This window comes from Pyxidicoccus caerfyrddinensis, assembly GCF_010894405.1.
GTDB classification, from domain to species: Bacteria; Myxococcota; Myxococcia; order Myxococcales; family Myxococcaceae; genus Myxococcus; species Myxococcus caerfyrddinensis.
This window is the reverse complement of sequence record NZ_JAAIYA010000007.1, coordinates 207,664-223,872: the sequence shown is the minus strand read 5'-3', so window position 1 is coordinate 223,872 and position 16,209 is coordinate 207,664. Positions and strand designations below refer to the sequence as shown.

The window sequence follows — 16,209 nt, the reverse complement described above, 5'->3', positions numbered from 1 at the left end:
GAAGGCGGCGTCACCCGGGCCGTACCGCCCGGGGCTTCAGGCCGACGGGCGGGTGGAGACGGGGGCCGAGGACTCCTCGGTGGCCTTGGTGAGCAGCTCCTTGGCCACCTGGACGACGGGGGCCTCGGTGGCGACCTGGGCCTCCACCAGCGCGAGGGCGGCCTCGTCGCCGATGTCGTCCTGGCGCGGCAGCAGGCCGGTGGCCCAGGTGATGAGGCGCTCCGCCAGGGGGAAGAAGTGCACCACCTGCAGCGGCCAGTTCAGCCAGCCCACGGTGATGCAGTAGTACTTGTTGTACGGCGCCGTGTGGTGGATGCGGTGGTGGTCCGGCGGCAGGATGAGGTGCACGCGCTGCAGGAAGCCGATGAGCGGCGGCGGCGCGTCCATGTGCGACCACTTGTGGAACTGGTTGGTCGCCATCACCCAGAAGATCATCGCGCCGAGGAACGCGGAGGCGAAGACCCAGCCGGGGCCCGTCATCGGCATGGCCACGGCCATGATGGCCACGGGGATGGAGATGAGGCAGTTGTTGCCGTTGGTCTCCACGAAGTCGTGGCGCGTAATCGCCTTCTCGTCCACGTGGTGCTCGCGGAACGGGCGGATGAAGGCCTTGCCCAGCAGCGGCATCTTGGTGGAGCCCCAGGTGTCGCCCATCCAGTGGACGAAGCCGGAGACGAAGTCCGCGGCGAGGTAGCCCAGCAGCACCGCGCTCAGTAGCAGCCATGTGCCCGTGTAGGCACTGCCCCAGAGCCGGTAGACCAGCGCCAGCTCCAGCGAGATGAACGCGACGATGGAGCTGATCTCCATGGCGCGGATGGCGGGCGAGTAGCCCTGGGCCAGCACCTGAGCGTCCTGCTGGCGCACCTTGTTCTTGATCTCGTTTTTCTTCATCCGTGGGGTCCTGGACGTCGGCGGCGTTGGAAACCGCTCCCGTCAGTCAGTACGTACCCCAGCCGCTTTCGGCTTTTCAACGGACGGGTCGCAAGTTCCCGAGGGCTCGCACGGCTGGTGGGCCCGGGCAGGCCCGCTTCGAGCCCGGCGGGCAGGCGCACGGAGGCGGGCGCCGAACACAGTCACGCTTACCTTGTGTCGTGGGGGTGCGGCTGGTACGTTCCGCCGCCTCGGCGATGACGAAAACCTTCGAGAAAGCCGTCACCGGCTTCAACCACAACATCAAGCACAAGGGGAAGGTCTACCACGTCCAGACCGAGGACTCGGGCGTCAACAACCCCCACATCATCACCCACCTGTTCGTGGGTGGGAACATCCTCGCGTCCAAGAAGACGTCCTACGCGGACATCCTCAACGCGGAGAACCTGTCGGAGGTCGTGCGCGAGTTGATGGAGGAGCAGCATAAGGAAATGCTGCGCAACCTCATCAACGGTGTGTACGACACCTTCGAGTCCACCGCGCGCAGCTACCAGCCCGGACAGCTGGAGACGGACTCGGCGCCCGTGAAGATGCAGCCGGGGCAGTCCATGGCCCCGCCGCAGCCGCTGCCGCAGGCGCCCGTCGTGCCTGCCGTGGCGGCGCTGCCCCCGGAAGTGGCCGCCGCGCGCGCCATGAAGGAAAAGCCGAAGATCAACGAGGTCGGCGTGGAGACCCTCTTCGGCGAGGACCTCATCTCCGAGAAGAGCCTCGACGAGGTCATCCTCAGCTACCTCGCCGGCGAGGGCGAGCAGTAGCACCGCCCCTCCCGCAGTATCGGCCTCGACAGACCCTGAACAAGCCCTGGACTCCTCGAGTCGAGTCAAGGGCTTGCGGGCCTCGTGCGCTTTGACGGGCCCGGACGGCGGCTGACTACGGCAGCACCCACTGCACCCAGAACCGCCCGTAGAGGGTGAGCGTCAGCGCGGCCAGCACGTCCAGCATCACCCCCGCCTTCATCATCACCGGCAGGCGCACGTACCCGCTGCCGAAGACGATGGCGTTGGGCGGCGTGCCCGCCGGCAGGGCGAAGTCGCACGAAGCGGCGAAGGTGCTCACCGCCATCAGCGGCCGCGAGGCGGGCAGCACGTTGAGCATGACATTCACGGTGGCGGTGTTGGAGGCGATGGCCGACAGCAGGATGGTGGTGGTGGCCACCACGCCGTGCTGCGCGAGGGCCGGCAGGGCCTCCAGCCCGGACAGGCGGGTGATGAGCCAGGCGGACAGGCCGCTCCCTTCGATTCCGGCCGCGAGCGCGAAGCCACCGCCCAGCAGCAGCAGCGTGTCCCAGGGCACGCGGCGCAGGGCCGCCAGGGACAGCCGGCCCAGGGCCAGCAGCACCAGCGCCCCCACCATGGCCACGCTCGCCTCATAGTGCTTGCCGGCCAGCTTGAAGCCGTCGAAGGCGCGGGCCACGAGCGGGGCCAGCAGGTCGCGCAGCGGGTCGCCGAGAATCCACAGCACCGCCGCGGTGAGGAACACGCCGCCCACCACGCGCTCGCCCCCGGACAGGGGACCGAGCCGGGCCAGCTCACTGGCGATGACGTCCCCGCCCTGGCCGGGGCCCAGCGTGTCCTTGCGTCCCCAGCGCCACAGCACCGCCCACACGATGGGAAGGAAGATGATGACGAAGGGGAGGGCGGCGACCATGTACTCCATGAAGCCCACGTCGCTGCCCAGCCGCCGCGACACCACGCCCGCGAAGACGGAGTTGGTGGGCGAGCCAATCTTGGTGCCGATGCCGCCCACGTTGGAGCCGTAGGCCACCGCCAGCATCAGCGCGGCGCCGAAGTGCTGTAGCCGGCGGCCCTCGGCGGCCTCGAGCTGGGCCACCAGCGCCATGCCGATGGGCACCATCATCACTGCGGTGGCGGTGTTGGAAATCCAGAGCGACACGGCGGCGGTGGCGGCCAGCATGCCGAAGAGCAGGCGCCTGGGGCTGGTGCCGATGGCGTGCATGATGAGCAGGGCGATGCGCCGGTGCAGGCCCCACTGCTCCAGCGCGGCGCCCAGGGCCATGCCGCCCATGAAGAGGAAGATGTACGAGTCCACGAAGGGCTGCGCGGAGTGGCCCACCGCCGCCACGAGGCTCTTGTCGCCAAACACGCCCAGGGCGGGGAAGAGCACCAGCGGGAGCAGGGCGGTCCACCCCATGGGGACGGCCTCGGTGAACCACCAGAGGGCCATCCACGCGGCCACTGCGGCGGCCGCGGCGGGACGGTGGCCCATGCCTTCAATCGAGTGCAGCCCTGAGGGGATGAAGTACACGAGCGCCGCCACGACGGGCCCGGCGATGCGCCCCACCCACTGTCCCGTTGTCGTACGCGGAGCGGCCTGCTGGCTCATGGCCCTCCACGCTCGCACAGGCGCCGCCACGGGTGGGAGGGGGAAGCCCGCCCTCTCGCCGGGCGTGCGTGGGGCGCTTCCGCCCGGCCGTGGTAGGTTGGCGCCCCTCCCGCGCGCGCCATGATTCAGTTCTTCCACGTGTACAAGGCGTACCCCGGCGACCCGCCGGTGCTCTCGGACATCAACCTCAACGTGGAGAAGGGCGAGTTCGTCTTCCTCACCGGCCCTTCCGGCGCGGGGAAGACGACGTTGCTCAAGCTCATCTTCTGCGCGGAGAAGGCCACCAAGGGGCAGATTCTGGTGGGCGGCCGCAACATCGCCCGCATCCGCGAGTCCGCCGTGCCGTACCTGCGGCGCAACATCGGGGTGGTGTTCCAGGACTTCAAGCTGCTGCCGCACCGGACGGTGGAGGACAACGTGTCCTTCACGCTGGACGTGCTCGGCGTGCCGCGCGCGGAGGCCCGCGAGAAGGTCCGCCGCATGCTGAAGCTGGTGGGACTGGAGCACAAGGCGGACTCGTTCCCCCTGCGCCTGTCGGGTGGAGAGCAGCAGCGCGTGGTGATTGCGCGTGCGCTCGTGAATGACCCGACCATCCTCCTGGCGGACGAGCCCACCGGCAACCTGGACCCGGCGCTCACGGTGGAAATCATGGACCTGCTCACCCAGGTCAACATCCGCGGCACCACGGTGATGGTGGCCACGCACGACGCGACGCTGCTGGCGCGCTACCAGAAGCGCACGGTGCGGCTGGAGCGCGGGCAGATTGTCTCCGACGAGGACGGCGTGAAGGCGGCGCGGCGGATGGTGGCCGGATGAGCGTGACGGCAAAGGCGCGGTACTTCTGGCGCTCGGCGGCGGTGGGGCTGCGGCACTCGCCCTTCGTGCACTTCATCGCCGTCACCACCATCGCCATCGCCCTGTTCTCCGCCGGCATGGCCCGGGGCGCGGCGCGGGTGCTGGACAACCTCCTGTCGTCGCTTGGCGGCGAGGTGGAGGTGACGGTGTACCTGGCCCCCGAATTAGGCGAGGACGAGGTGCATGGCGTGCGCACCCGCGTGGTGGAGTTGAGCGCGGGTGAGGTGACGCTGGTGCCCCCGGACGCCGCGCTGACGCGGCTGCGCACGGAGCTGGGCGATTTGGGCGACGCGCTGGCGGAGCTGCCGGAGAACCCGCTGCCGGCGACGCTGGAGCTGCGCGTGCCTCCGGAGAAGCGCAACCCGGCCTCACTCCAGGCGCTGGCGAAGGAGCTGCGCGCGCAGCCGGGCGTGTCGGGCGTGGACTACGGCGAGGCGGCCGTGGAGCGCCTGTCCGCCATCGCCCGGGCGCTGCGCTTCGGCGCGCTGGTGGCCTTCGCGGTGGTGCTGGGCGCCACCGTCATCATCGTCGCGGCCACGCTGCAGCTCGCCATCTACGCGCGGCGCGGTGAGATTGAAATCCAGAAGCTGGTGGGCGCCACGGACCGCTTCGTCAAGGCGCCCTTCCTGCTGGAGGGGCTGCTCCAGGGGCTGCTCGGCGCGGGCGTGGCGCTGCTGGGGCTGTGGGCCTTCGGGCACGTGCTGGGGCCCACGCTGGGCTCGCTGTTCGCATTCCTCCTGGGACCGGGTGTGGCGGCGCCGTGGGTGGAGCCTCGGCTGGCGCTGGAGCTGGTGGGCGCAGGGTGTGGCCTGGGACTGGGCGGCAGCTTCGTCGCGGTGGGACGCTTCCTCCGGGTATGAGCCGGGCGTTCCTCCACCTGCCGCTGGCCCTGGTGCTGGCGGCCTCCGCCGCGTCCGCGCAAGCGCACGAGGAGGCCGAGCAGGCCGCCCTGCGCGACAAGCTGGCCACGCAGCGCGCGACGCTGGCGCTCATCGAGGCGAAGAAGCTCTCCGTGCTGGAGGGCGTGGAGCTGATGGAGGAGATGGCGGCCTTCTCCCGGCGGCGCGTGCGCTCGCTGGAGGGAGATCTGGCGGTGTTCCGCCGCCGCGTGATTCTGGCCGAGCGCGAGGAGGCCGTGCTGCGCGAGGCGCTGCGGCTGCAGCTTCGCCGGTTGTCCCCCCGGCTGCGCACGCTCTACCGCCTCATGCGCCGCCGGCCGCTGGAGGTGCTGCTGTCCGCCGACGACTTCGCCGCGCTGGTGTGGCGGGCCCGGGCGCTGGAGGCCAGCATGTCCGGCGACCTGGAGCTGCTGCGCACGGTGCAGCGCGTGGCCCACCTGCAGCGCCAGGCGACGCGCGAGCTGAAGCGCCTGCAGACGTCGCTGTCCGCGCGCGTGGCCTTCCTCCAGGAGCAGGAGAAGCTGGCCCGCGCGCAGCAGGAGGCGCTGGAGGAAGTCGTCGGCTCGCTGGCCGGCGAGGCGGAGCTGGCGAAGCGCGCGGTGCGCGAGTTGGAGCAGGCGGACGCGGAGCTGACCCGCGTGGTGAGCGACTTGAAGGAGCTGCCCGCCACGCACGGCTTCGGCGCGCTGAAGGGCAAGCTGCCCCGGCCGGTGAAGGGCGTCGTCGAGGTGGGCTTCGGCAAGGTGGTCAACCCGCGCTTCAACACCGTCACCGTGCAGAAGGGCCTGGACATCCGCGCTGCCGCGGGCACGCCCGTGCAAGCCGTGGCCGAGGGCACCGTCGCCTACGCCGGCTCGCTGCGCGGCTACGGCAACCTGCTCATCCTGGACCACGGCGACGGCTTCCACACCCTCATGGCCCACCTGGCCACGATTACCCCCGAGCTCGGCGTTGGCACCACCGTGGCAGCCGGCGACGTGGTGGGCGAGGTGGGCGACACCGGCTCCCTCAAGGGGGCCTACCTGTACTTCGAGGTGCGCAGAACCGGACAGGCCGTGGACCCGGCGCCCTGGCTGGCCCCTGGTTCTTGACGCATTGCGGCGAAGATTCGTCGAGGTTGTTATCCTTTCCCGCATCCCCTTGCGAGGAGCAGGCAGGCGCATGGACTTGATGGGCGGAATGCAGAAGGTGATGCGGCGGATGCTGGTGGCCCGCGGCGTCGAGTCCACCACCGTGGACGTCGCCGGGCAGGCACTGCACCACTACTCGCTGAAGGGCGAGGGCAAGGGGCCGCCGGTGGTGCTGGTGCACGGGCTGGGCGGCTCGGCCAACGGCTTCGGGCGCACCTTCTTCGGCCTGGCGAAGCGCTTCTCGCGCGTGGTGGCGCCGGACCTGCCGGGCCATGGCTTCTCGACGGAGTACTGCGGCGGCGAGCTGTGCGTGCGCAACCAGTTCGACGTGCTGCGCGCCTACGTCGAGCAGGTGGTGGGTGAGCCGGCCTTCGTGGTGGGCAACTCGCTGGGCGGGGCCATGTCCGTGAATCTCGCGGCCGAGTACCCGAGCTGGGTTCGCGCGCTGGCGCTGGTGGCCCCGGCGGGCGCGGAGTTGCCGGAGGCGGAGAACACCGCGCTGCTCAACTCCTTCGTCGTGCGCTCGCCCGCGGAGGCGCGCGCCTTCACCCGCAGGCTGTTCCACCGGCCGCCGCTGCCCGCGCTGCTGTTCGCCTACGAGTTGCGCCGCTTCTACGACACGCCCACGGTGCGCGCGCTCACCGCCGAGGCGCTCGCCACGCGCGCCAGCCTGGAGCCGCAGAAGGTCCGCAACCTGGCCATGCCCGTCCTCTTTCTGTGGGGCGGCAGCGAGCGGTTGCTCCCCTCGGTGACGCTGGAGTGGTACCGCGCCCACCTGCCGGCGCACGCCAGCATCCGGGTGGTGGACGGCTTCGGCCACGTGCCGCAGCTCGAGCGTCCGGATGAGCTGGTGTCGCACCTGGTGCGCTTCGCGGACACGTCCGGGCTCTGAGGCCGGGTGTAGACTCCGACTCGGCCTTCGAAAGGACGTACCGACGTGACGGGTCTCTCCCAGCCTTGGCGCGCGGCGCTGGCCGCCTTCCTCCTCCTGACCGGACCCGCAGCCGCTGACGAGAAGACGAAGGATGGCGCCCGGGCCTCCAGCGCGCCCGCCGCCACCGGCCGCGCGGAGCGGGCCGAGCACGACGACGCCACCTTCCGCCAGCTCGAGCTCTTCGCGCGCGTGCTCTCCTACGTGGAGAACAACTACGTGGAGCCGCCGGACCGCGAGCGGCTGGTCCAGGGCGCCATCCAAGGCATGTTGGAGACGTTGGATCCGCACACCGTCTACATGCCCCCGGAGGTGTTCCGGGAGATGAAGATAGACACCTCGGGAGAGTGGGGCGGGCTGGGCATCGAGATTGCGCGCAAGGGTGAGCGCATCGTCGTGGTGGCCCCCATCGACGACACGCCCGCGGCGCGCGCGGGCATCAAGGCCGGCGACGAGCTGGTCGGCATCGACGGCGAGTCCACGGAGGGCATGGACGTGGGCCGGGCGATGCAGAAGATGCGCGGGCCGGCGGGGGGGCGGGTGTTGCTCACCATCATGCGCCAGGGCTTCAGCGCGCCCCGCGAAATCGCCATCATCCGCGACCACATCCGCATCGTCTCCGTGGAGGGCGCGCTGTACGGCGGCATCGGCCACGTGAAGGTGAAGAACTTCCAGGACCGCACGGGCCTGTACCTGCGCAAGGAGCTGGACCGGCTGCGCGCGCTCAACGGCGGGAAGGAGCTGAGCGGGCTGGTGCTGGATTTGCGCAACAACCCCGGCGGCCTGCTGGACGAGGCGGTGGCGGTGAGCGACCGCTTCCTGCCGGGCAACCTGCCCATCGTCTCTACGCGGGGGCGCGACGGGCGCAACGCCACCGAGGAGCGCAGCAAGGACCGCGACACGGAGAAGGACTACCCCGTGGTGGTGCTCGTCAACGCTGGCAGCGCCTCCGCGTCCGAAATCGTGGCCGGCGCGCTCCAGGACCACGGCCGCGCCACCATCATGGGCACGCAGACCTTCGGCAAGGGCAGCGTGCAGACGGTCATCGAGCTGGAGGACGGCTCGGGCCTGAAGCTGACCATCGCCCGCTACTACACGCCCAAGGGGCGCAGCATCCAGGAGCGCGGCATCACCCCCGACTACCTCGTCCCCGACGAACCGGGCGGCAAGACGCCGCGCGATGTGGTGCGCGAGAAGGACCTGCAGCGCCACTTCCGCGCCGAGCCCACCGCCGTCACCGAGACGCCCGCCGCCGCGCCGCACGGGTTGCCCGAGGGCCTCAAGGACTGGGACGTCACCGCCGCACTGAAGGATTACCCGCTGAAGGTGGCCCTCGACTACCTCCATGGGCTGGCCCCGGCCCAGGCGCGTGGGCCGGCGCGCACGTCGGGTCGCTGATGACTCGTTCCCGCTTGCATTTCGCCGCGTACTCCGTTTGATGCGCAACGAACAATGGGTGAACGAGTGATGCGACCTTCGAGCATTCGCGCGCTGCAAGCGGCCCTGAGCGGGTGGCTGGTGGGGCTGTTGGCGGTAGGGCCCGCGGCGGCGCAGTCGTCCATGCCCGCGCGGCTGGTGCCCCGGGCCCTTTCCGCCGCCTCCACGGCGCCGACGGTGACGGTGGTGGCCATTCCGCTGGACGCGGCGGCCCGTACCGAGGCGGCTCGGCTGACGCACTTCGCGGAGCAGGCGGTGGTGCGCTCCGGCCGGCTGGAACTGGTGCGGCTGACGGATGCCCTGGACACGAGCGGCCGGCGCGAGCGCGAGGCCCGTGCGGCCGAGGCCGCCGCCGCGATGAAGGAGGGCCAGAAGGCCTACGACGAGCTGGACACGCAGCAGGCGCTCCAGCAGTTCGACAAGGCGGTGCGTGCGTACGAGGCGGGGGATTTGTCCCGGCACTTCGGCGACCTCATCCGCGCGCGGGTGATGAAGGCGGCCTCGCAGGTGGCCAACGGGGAGAACACGGCGGCCCAGCTGGAGATCCGCTCGGTGCTGGCGATGGACCCGAGGGCGCAGTTCTCGCCCAACTTCTTCCCGCCGGACGAGATGGCCTTCGTGGAGAAGGAGCGCAAGTCCGCGCTGGCCGCCGCGAAGACGTCGCTGTCGGTGCGCACGGAGCCGGTGCCCGCGCAGGTGTATGTGAATGGCGAGTTCCGGGGCGTGTCGCCGGTGTCGCTGACGGACCTGACGCCCGCGGACCACTACGTGACGGCGGTGGCGCCGGGCTACGCGCTGGAGCAGCGCCGCGGGCGCGAGGGCGAGACGGTGCTCACCCTGAAGCCGGTGGCGGCGCAGAAGGCGCTGCAGACCGCCACCGAGAAGGCGGCCCGCAAGCCGGAGGGCCCGGACCGTGACAAGGCCCTGCGCGAGCTGGGCACGCTGGCCGGGGTGTCCCAGGTGCTGGCGCTGCTCGTCCGGGGCGGGGCAGGGGCGGGACCGCTGGACGTGACGGCGCTGCGGCTGGACGTGGCGGACGGGCACAACCAGGCCTATGCGCTGGCCATGGTGCCGCGCGGGGACGGCATGGCTTCGGGCGCGGACGCGCTGCTGACGGAGCTGGTGTCCGCGGACGCGCCCCGTCAGGGCGGCAAGCCGGTGACGCACTTCTCGGGCGGCAGCGCCACGCGCCGCACCGTGGGCTACGTGCTGATGGCCACGGGCGTGGCCATGGTGGCGGGCGGCGTCTACTTCGGCATGGAGGCCTCCGCGAAGGAGGACGACTTCCAGCGCGCCCCGCAGAACAGCGCGCGCGCCAAGGACCTCAAGGACACCGGCAAGACGTACGCGCTGGTGGCGGACATCGGCGTCATCGCGGGCCTGGCGGCCGCGGGCCTGGGTGGCTACTTCGCCTTCGCCGACGGTGGCGGTGGAAGCAGCAGCAGCAAGGCCCCCGCCCCGGTGAGCCCCGCCGAGCCCCCGCGGCCGGCACCGCAGGACCCGAAGCGCGAGGCGCTGCCCATGCCGCCGCCTCCGGCGAGCACGAAGCCCCGGAGCGAGTCGCTGCCCATGCCGCCCCCGCCCTCGAAGGCGACGCCCTCGACGACGCCTGCGCCCTCGAAGACCACGCCCTCGACGACGCCTCCGCCCTCGAAGACCACGCCCTCGACGCCGCCTCCGAAGGAGGAGACGCCCGCCCCCGCGCCCGCGCGCCCGACGGACAGCAAGCGCGCGCAGGAGGTGGAGCGCCAGCGCCGCGAGCTGGAGGAGCAGCGCAAGCAGGAGGAAGCGGCGGCGGCGGCGAAGCGCGAGGAGGAGGAGAAGCGCAAGCGTGAGGAGGAAGCGAAGCGCAAGCGCGAGGAGGAGGAGCGGCGGAAGAAGGAAGAGGAGAAGAAGAAGAAGCCCTCACTCGACGAAGACGATCTCCGGAACTACTAGCCATGCGTCGTCCCCTGCGTTCCCTCGTCCCGCTCGCGGCCCTCTGTCTGGGGCTGTCCGCGTGCAGCCTGCTCCTCGACTTCGACGAGGAGGGGCAGCCCTGCGACGAGCGCAATCAGTGCCTCCCGGGCTACGTCTGCCAGGATGAGGCGTGCGTCTCCGACGGCTCCGCCACCGGTGATGCCGGCACCCGCGCGGACGCCGGCACCACCGTGGACGCCGGCACCGACGCGGGCCCCTGAGTCCGCGCGCGGGGACGGGACTTTCTACAGTCCCACCCGCGTGTCCTCGGGGCCGCGCCGTGTCCCGAGGACCACGCCTGCCCGCCTGCCCGGGCGTCCGTCCAACCCCTTGTTCCGAGGGGAAACCCGGGCTGCCCGTCCGGCCCGGGCCGGACGCGGTGTGGTTGGCATCCTCCGTGCTCTGTCCCGTGTCCAGGAGGCATCATCGACATGGGCAAGCGCGTCGGAGTTCTGATGGGTGGGTGGGGCGAGGAGCGGGAGATTTCGCTCAAGACGGGAGAGGCCGTGGTGGGGGCGCTGGAGTCGCGCGGCCACCAGGTCACCCGCATCTTCGCTGGCCCCGGCCTGGACAGGGCGCTGCGCGCGGCGGAGCTGGACGTGGCCTTCATCGCGCTGCACGGGCGCATGGGCGAGGACGGCCGGGTGCAGGGCCTCTTGGAGTTGCTGGAGCTGCCGTACACCGGCTCGGGTGTGCTGGCCTCGGCGCTGGCCATGAACAAGCCCATGGCGAAGAAGCTCTTCCGGCTGCACAACCTGCCCACGCCCCAGGGCTACCGCGTGGGCCGCGACGACGCGGCGCGCGCGCTGGAGCTGCACGGCGACCTCGGCTTCCCGTGCGTGGTGAAGCCCGCCTGCGGTGGCTCCTCCGTGGGGCTGGCGCTGGTGCACGAGCCCCAGGCGCTCGCCCCCGCGGTGGCGCAGGCGTGCCGCTTCGGCGGTGAGGCGCTGGTGGAGCGCTTCGTGGCCGGCCGCGAGGTGACGGTGGGCATCCTCGGCGACACGGTGCTGGGCAGCTGCGAGATTGCCACCCCGCGCGAGGGCTTCGACTACGAGGCCAAGTACAAGGGCGGCGCCCGCTACTTCGTCCCGCCCCGGCTGTCGCCGACGCGCGTGGCCAACGTGGAGTCGCTGGCGCTCGCCGCGTACCGCGCGCTGGGCTGCCGCGGCTACGGCCGGGTGGACCTGCTCTGCTCGGACACGGAGAATGACGTGGTGCTGGAGGTGAACACGCTGCCCGGCTTCACCCCCACCAGCCTCCTGCCGAAGATTGCCGCCCAGGGCGGCCTGGACTTCGCGGAGCTCACCGAGCGCATCCTCGCGCTGGCCACCCGCGACGAGGCCGGCGTCATGGACGCCCCCGCCGTGGCCCCCGTCCCCGCCACCCCCGAGCCCCGCCGCGCCGTGAGCTGACCCTGCGGGTTGGCCCTCTCACCGGCGCCGCCTCAGCCCCGGCGCCGGCCCCGACAGACCTCCGAGACGACTGTGACGCAGGGTGTCAGTTCCCCGTGAACGGAACGTTCAAATCCGGGGAATAGTTTGACACGACCTTGACGCGTCCCTATTGTCCGGCGCCGATCACTCCCGGAAGGCTAAAACCTCGTCTTTTCGGGCACATACGGAGCGGGGGCTCACCAGACCCATCTGGCGGCGGTCAGCGTGAGAAGGGTGTCGGTGCCGCCGCGCAGAGAAGGACCGCGGGCCACGGGGGCCGAGCGGGAGGGGCTGAGCGTCACCGATGACCACCGTCGAGATCATCTTCCTGGGCGTCTATTTCAGCGTCCTGTGCGTGCTGGCGGTCTACGGCTCGCACAGGTACCGGATGGCGTTCCTGTACTACCGGCACAAGTTCAAGCTGCCGACGCCGAAGGGCCCTCTCAAGGCGCTCCCACGCGTAACCATCCAGCTGCCCATCTTCAACGAGATGTACGTGGTGGAGCGCCTGGTCGAGTCGGTGTGCCGCATCGACTACCCGCGCGAGCTGCTGGAAATCCAGGTCCTGGACGACTCGACGGACGAGACGTGTGGCATCGCCCGCGCGTGCGTGGAGCGTCACAAGCAGAAGGGCCACGACATCGTCTACATCCACCGCACCAACCGCCAGGGCTTCAAGGCGGGCGCGCTGGAGAACGGCCTGAAGCTGGCGCGCGGTGAGTTCGTCGCGGTGTTCGACGCGGACTTCGTGCCCAGCCCGGACTTCCTGCTGCGCACGGTGCCGTTCTTCGCGGACGACAAGGTGGGCATGGTTCAGGTGCGCTGGGGTCACCTCAACCGTGACTTCTCCATCCTGACGCAGGCGCAGAGCATCTTCCTGGACGGGCACTTCATCATCGAGCACACCGCCCGCAACCGCTCTGGCTGCTTCTTCAACTTCAATGGCACGGCGGGCATCTGGCGCCGCGGCACCATCTCCGACGCGGGCGGCTGGCAGCACGACACGCTCACCGAGGACCTGGACCTGAGCTACCGCGCCCAACTCAAGGGCTGGCAGTTCATCTTCCTGCCCGAGGTCATCTCCCCGGCCGAGGTGCCGGTGGACATGAACGCCTTCAAGAGCCAGCAGCACCGCTGGGCGAAGGGCTCCATCCAGACGGCGAAGAAGCTGCTGCCCACCATCCTGAAGAGCGATTTGCCCATGGCGGTGAAGCGGGAGGCCTTCTTCCACCTCACCAACAACATGGCCTATCTGCTGATGGTGCTGCTGTCCGTGCTGATGCCCATCAGCATGGTGGTGCGCTTCCAGCACGGCCTGTACGGCACGCTGTTCCTGGACCTGCCCTTCTTCATCAGCGCCACCGCCAGCGTCTGCGTGTTCTACGTGGCCGCGCAGCGGGAGATGGGCGTGAATGGGTGGGCGCGGGTGAAGTACCTGCCCTTCCTGATGAGCCTGGGCATCGGCCTGGCCATCAACAACGCGAAGGCGGTGCTGGAAGCGCTGCTCAACCAGCAGTCCGGCTTCGCGCGCACGCCGAAGACGGGCGCCGAGGGCAAGAAGGTCGTCGCGGTGAAGAAGACGTACCGCGGCAGCAAGACGCTGATGCCGGTGGTGGAGCTGCTCTTCGCGGCCTACTTCACGGGCGCGCTGTGGTTCGCCATCGACGCGCGCATCTACACGTCGGTGCCCTTCATCATCCTGTTCCAGGCGGGCTTCCTGTACGTCGGCGTCTCCAGCCTGCTGCAGGGCCTGGGGCTGTCCGGCAAGCTCAAGCTGACGGACGCCGCTCCGGCGGTGAACGCCGCCGGCGAGCAGCCGCGCCGCGCGGCCTGAGCGACACTCCCTTCGGGGAAGCGAGAGGGGTGGGGTCCATCGCGGGCCTCACCCCTTTGTCGTTTCAGGTACCCGCGTCCGGCTCGCCGCGCAGGAGCACCTGCCGCAGCCGCACGGTGGGCGCGCCGGAGGGCGCGGCGCGGCAGCCCTCGTCGATGGAGGTGCTGGCCGCCGAGCGCAGCGTGAGGCCCGCGTCGGCGCACGCTTCGACTTCGGTGGGGAAGACGACGGGGCAGGGCGCGCCGGAGCCGGCGAAGCCCGTGGCGTGCGTCTGGCCCACGAAGCCGTCCGGGGTGCGCTGCAGGACGATGGTGGCGGTGCTCGCATCCGGCGCGTCGGTGCCGCCATCTCCGTGGGCGCGCACCACGGAGAGCGACAGGGTGCCGCCGTCGTCCTCGCCGTGGTAGCGGAAGGCGGGATTCTCGGCGTGGAAGTACTCGCCTGCCTGGCTGCTCTCACAGCCTGGAGGCACGCGCACGGGAGGGGGAGGTGGGACCTGCACCTCCGTGCGCGGAGGCGTCTTGGCGGGGCACGCCGTAAGGGAGAGAACACTGAGGCCGAATGCCAGGGAGGACAGGGCGCGGTGCATGGGGCGCGGATATTCGCCCAACGGCACGGCGGGCGGGACTCTGTTTGATTCCCCAGGGATGACTCTCTAACCTTCGATCCGTCATGAGCCCTCACCGCCTCGTCCTCTTCGCCCTGGTGACCGTCCTGGCGGCGCCGTCCTCCGCGTTCGCGCAGGACGATGACCTCCTCGCTCCCCTCACCCCGCAGTCGAAGTCTTCCAAGACGAAGGCCGGGAAGACGAAGGTGGTGCGCAAGAAGACGCCGCGCGAGAAGCCCGCGAAGGTGACGAAGAAGCCGGCGAAGACGAAGAGCGGCGCGACGGCGCGAGGCAAGGCGGGCAAGAAGCCGGTGGAGCCCGTGGTGGAAGACGACGACATTCTCGCGCCGCTGTCGCCCCGGAAGACGGAGATGATGGTGCGGATTTCGGGCGGCGTGCGCGGGGCGAAGCTGCAGGTGGACGGCAAGGACGCCGGCACGCTGAGCGCCGCCCCCATGCCCGTGACGGTGACGCCGGGCGAGCACCTGCTGGTGGTCCGCAAGCCGGGCTTCGCCGACTACACGCGGCGCATCGACGTCAAGGAGGGCTCGCAGCAGGAGGTGTCCGTGTCGCTGGATGCCACCATGGGCTTCGCCACGCTCACCGCGGACGTGGCCGAGGCGGTGGTGGTGGTGGACGGCGACGAGGTGGGACCGGTGCCGCAGGGCAATGTGCTGCTCAAGCCGGGCTCGCGCGAGATTGAGTTCCGGGCCCCGGGCTTCAAGCCCGACGTGCACAACATCACCGTCTTCGCCGGCCGGAGCTACGCGGTGGAGGGCACGCTGCGGCCGCTGGTGGACTCGTCGGTGGCCAGCGCGGACTCGCCGAAGAAGCCGACGCTGGAGCCGTCGCGCACGCCGGAGGAGACGTCGCCCGGCCTGTCGCTCACGGACACGACGGAGCCCGACACGGAGGTGAGCTCCGGCAAGCCCTGGTACGGCCGCTGGTACGTGTGGGCCGGCGTCGGCGCGGTGGTGGCCGCGGGCACGGTGGGCGCGGTGATGGCCACGCAGGGCAACACCGCTCCTGCCCTGAACTCCAGGGACGTGTGCGGCGGCGACTGCGATGCCGTGCTGGGCGGCGCGCGCCCGGTGCGCGGTGGCGGCTCGGGAGGCGCTCTGCGCATTCCCGCCAACGCCTTCCACTTCTGATGCGCTGCTGATTCGCCGTCCCGCCCGCCTTGCTCGAAGGCGGGCGCGGCGCACGGCTCACTGTCCGCGCAGGTCGTCGTCGGCGGACGAGCGCGAATCCGGGGCGAGCACGAGGTACACGTCGCTCACCCGGCCCACGCCCCAGTAGTCCAGCGCGGTGGCGCGGACCTGGAAGGGCTCGGACTCGGGCAGCAGGTTCGTGAGGTCCACCTCGCCGGGCTCGAAGCTGAAGGCGCGGCGCCCCAGGCTGTCCACCTGCTCCTTGCCCATGTGGACGCCCTCGGTGAAGCCCACCACGGCGCTGCGCAGCAGCTTGCCCTTCGCGTCCAGCACCTCCACCAGCAGGAAGTTGTCCACGGAGATGCCCAGGGTGCCCCGGGCGTCGCCGTAGAGGCGGGCCCGGCTTCCCTCCAGCCGCAGCACGGGCGTCTGCCCCGTCGTCACGACGTGCGGCGTGCGCTCGCCCTCGGAGGTGTCGATTTCCACGTCGTCGCGCAGCTTCGTGAGCAGCTCCGTCTCCTGCGCGGGAGTGTCCAGCAGGAGCCGTAAGGAGCGGGGAGCCGCAGGTGCGGAAGTGGGGGTGGCGGGGACGTGCCGCGCACAGGCCACCAGCCCCCAGGCGGCAGCCAGGACGAGCGTTCGAGAGTGCATGGACCTCCAGGCTAGACGAGCAGTGGTGGACCCGGTCAATTAGCATGGC

The 16,209-nt window shown here is 70.8% G+C and carries 15 protein-coding genes; 11 read left to right on the top strand and 4 right to left on the bottom strand.

Annotated elements, in window-relative coordinates; translation table 11 throughout:
* Nucleotides 1-36 precede the first annotated feature (36 nt).
* Entirely contained in the window at nucleotides 37-891 is an 855-nt protein-coding gene (carF, locus tag G4D86_RS18730; RefSeq protein ID WP_163995337.1) for a plasmanylethanolamine desaturase, read from the bottom strand.
* A gap of 236 nt (nucleotides 892-1,127) precedes the next feature.
* Between carF and G4D86_RS18725 the strand changes: the two genes are divergently transcribed.
* A complete protein-coding gene (locus G4D86_RS18725) occupies nucleotides 1,128-1,685 on the top strand; it encodes a nickel-dependent hydrogenase large subunit (protein WP_163995544.1) in 558 nt (185 codons plus the stop codon).
* Nucleotides 1,686-1,800: 115 nt separating this feature from the next.
* Here G4D86_RS18725 and G4D86_RS18720 read toward each other — a convergent pair whose 3' ends face one another.
* Nucleotides 1,801-3,273 (bottom strand): SLC13 family permease, encoded by a 1,473-nt coding sequence (locus tag G4D86_RS18720; protein ID WP_163995336.1) that lies wholly within the window; start codon nucleotides 3,271-3,273, stop codon nucleotides 1,801-1,803.
* Nucleotides 3,274-3,393: 120 nt separating this feature from the next.
* On the opposite strand from G4D86_RS18720, the gene ftsE reads away from it, so the two are divergent.
* From ftsE to G4D86_RS18675, 9 genes are all read left to right on the top strand, one after another.
* Entirely contained in the window at nucleotides 3,394-4,089 is a 696-nt protein-coding gene (gene ftsE, locus G4D86_RS18715; RefSeq protein WP_163995335.1) for a cell division ATP-binding protein FtsE, read from the top strand.
* The gene (locus G4D86_RS18710; protein WP_163995334.1) at nucleotides 4,086-4,988 is read left to right on the top strand and encodes a cell division protein FtsX; all 903 of its coding nucleotides are present in this window, start codon (nucleotides 4,086-4,088) and stop codon (nucleotides 4,986-4,988) included. Before ftsE ends, G4D86_RS18710 begins: the two co-directional genes overlap by 4 nt.
* Nucleotides 4,985-6,118 carry a murein hydrolase activator EnvC family protein gene (locus G4D86_RS18705; protein ID WP_163995333.1) on the top strand — a complete coding sequence of 378 codons (1,134 nt, stop codon included), beginning with the start codon at nucleotides 4,985-4,987 and terminating at the stop codon, nucleotides 6,116-6,118. The genes G4D86_RS18710 and G4D86_RS18705 overlap by 4 nt, the downstream gene beginning before the upstream one ends.
* Nucleotides 6,119-6,188: 70 nt before the next feature.
* Nucleotides 6,189-7,049 carry an alpha/beta fold hydrolase gene (locus G4D86_RS18700; RefSeq protein WP_163995332.1) on the top strand — a complete coding sequence of 287 codons (861 nt, stop codon included), beginning with the start codon at nucleotides 6,189-6,191 and terminating at the stop codon, nucleotides 7,047-7,049.
* A 45-nt stretch (nucleotides 7,050-7,094) separates the two neighbouring features.
* Complete coding sequence (locus G4D86_RS18695; RefSeq protein ID WP_163995331.1) at nucleotides 7,095-8,486, top strand: S41 family peptidase; 1,392 nt, start codon at nucleotides 7,095-7,097, stop codon at nucleotides 8,484-8,486.
* 69 nt (nucleotides 8,487-8,555) lie between these two features.
* On the top strand, nucleotides 8,556-10,463 hold the full coding sequence (locus G4D86_RS18690) for a PEGA domain-containing protein (RefSeq protein WP_163995330.1): 1,908 nt from the start codon (nucleotides 8,556-8,558) through the stop codon (nucleotides 10,461-10,463).
* Between the two features lie 2 nt (nucleotides 10,464-10,465).
* Nucleotides 10,466-10,705 (top strand): hypothetical protein, encoded by a 240-nt coding sequence (locus G4D86_RS18685; RefSeq protein ID WP_163995329.1) that lies wholly within the window; start codon nucleotides 10,466-10,468, stop codon nucleotides 10,703-10,705.
* 210 nt (nucleotides 10,706-10,915) lie between these two features.
* Nucleotides 10,916-11,896 (top strand): D-alanine--D-alanine ligase, encoded by a 981-nt coding sequence (locus G4D86_RS18680; protein WP_163995328.1) that lies wholly within the window; start codon nucleotides 10,916-10,918, stop codon nucleotides 11,894-11,896.
* 325 nt (nucleotides 11,897-12,221) lie between these two features.
* On the top strand, nucleotides 12,222-13,751 hold the full coding sequence (locus tag G4D86_RS18675; RefSeq protein WP_163995327.1) for a cellulose synthase family protein: 1,530 nt from the start codon (nucleotides 12,222-12,224) through the stop codon (nucleotides 13,749-13,751).
* 64 nt (nucleotides 13,752-13,815) lie between these two features.
* On the opposite strand, the gene G4D86_RS18670 is transcribed toward G4D86_RS18675, so the two are convergent.
* On the bottom strand, nucleotides 13,816-14,229 hold the full coding sequence (locus G4D86_RS18670) for a hypothetical protein (protein ID WP_240360333.1): 414 nt from the start codon (nucleotides 14,227-14,229) through the stop codon (nucleotides 13,816-13,818).
* Nucleotides 14,230-14,423: 194 nt separating this feature from the next.
* Between G4D86_RS18670 and G4D86_RS18665 the strand changes: the two genes are divergently transcribed.
* Nucleotides 14,424-15,509 (top strand): PEGA domain-containing protein, encoded by a 1,086-nt coding sequence (locus tag G4D86_RS18665; protein WP_163995326.1) that lies wholly within the window; start codon nucleotides 14,424-14,426, stop codon nucleotides 15,507-15,509.
* Nucleotides 15,510-15,566: 57 nt separating this feature from the next.
* On the opposite strand, the gene G4D86_RS18660 is transcribed toward G4D86_RS18665, so the two are convergent.
* Nucleotides 15,567-16,160: a hypothetical protein gene (locus G4D86_RS18660; protein WP_163995325.1), complete on the bottom strand. Its 594-nt coding sequence runs from the start codon at nucleotides 16,158-16,160 to the stop codon at nucleotides 15,567-15,569.
* Nucleotides 16,161-16,209 lie beyond the last annotated feature (49 nt).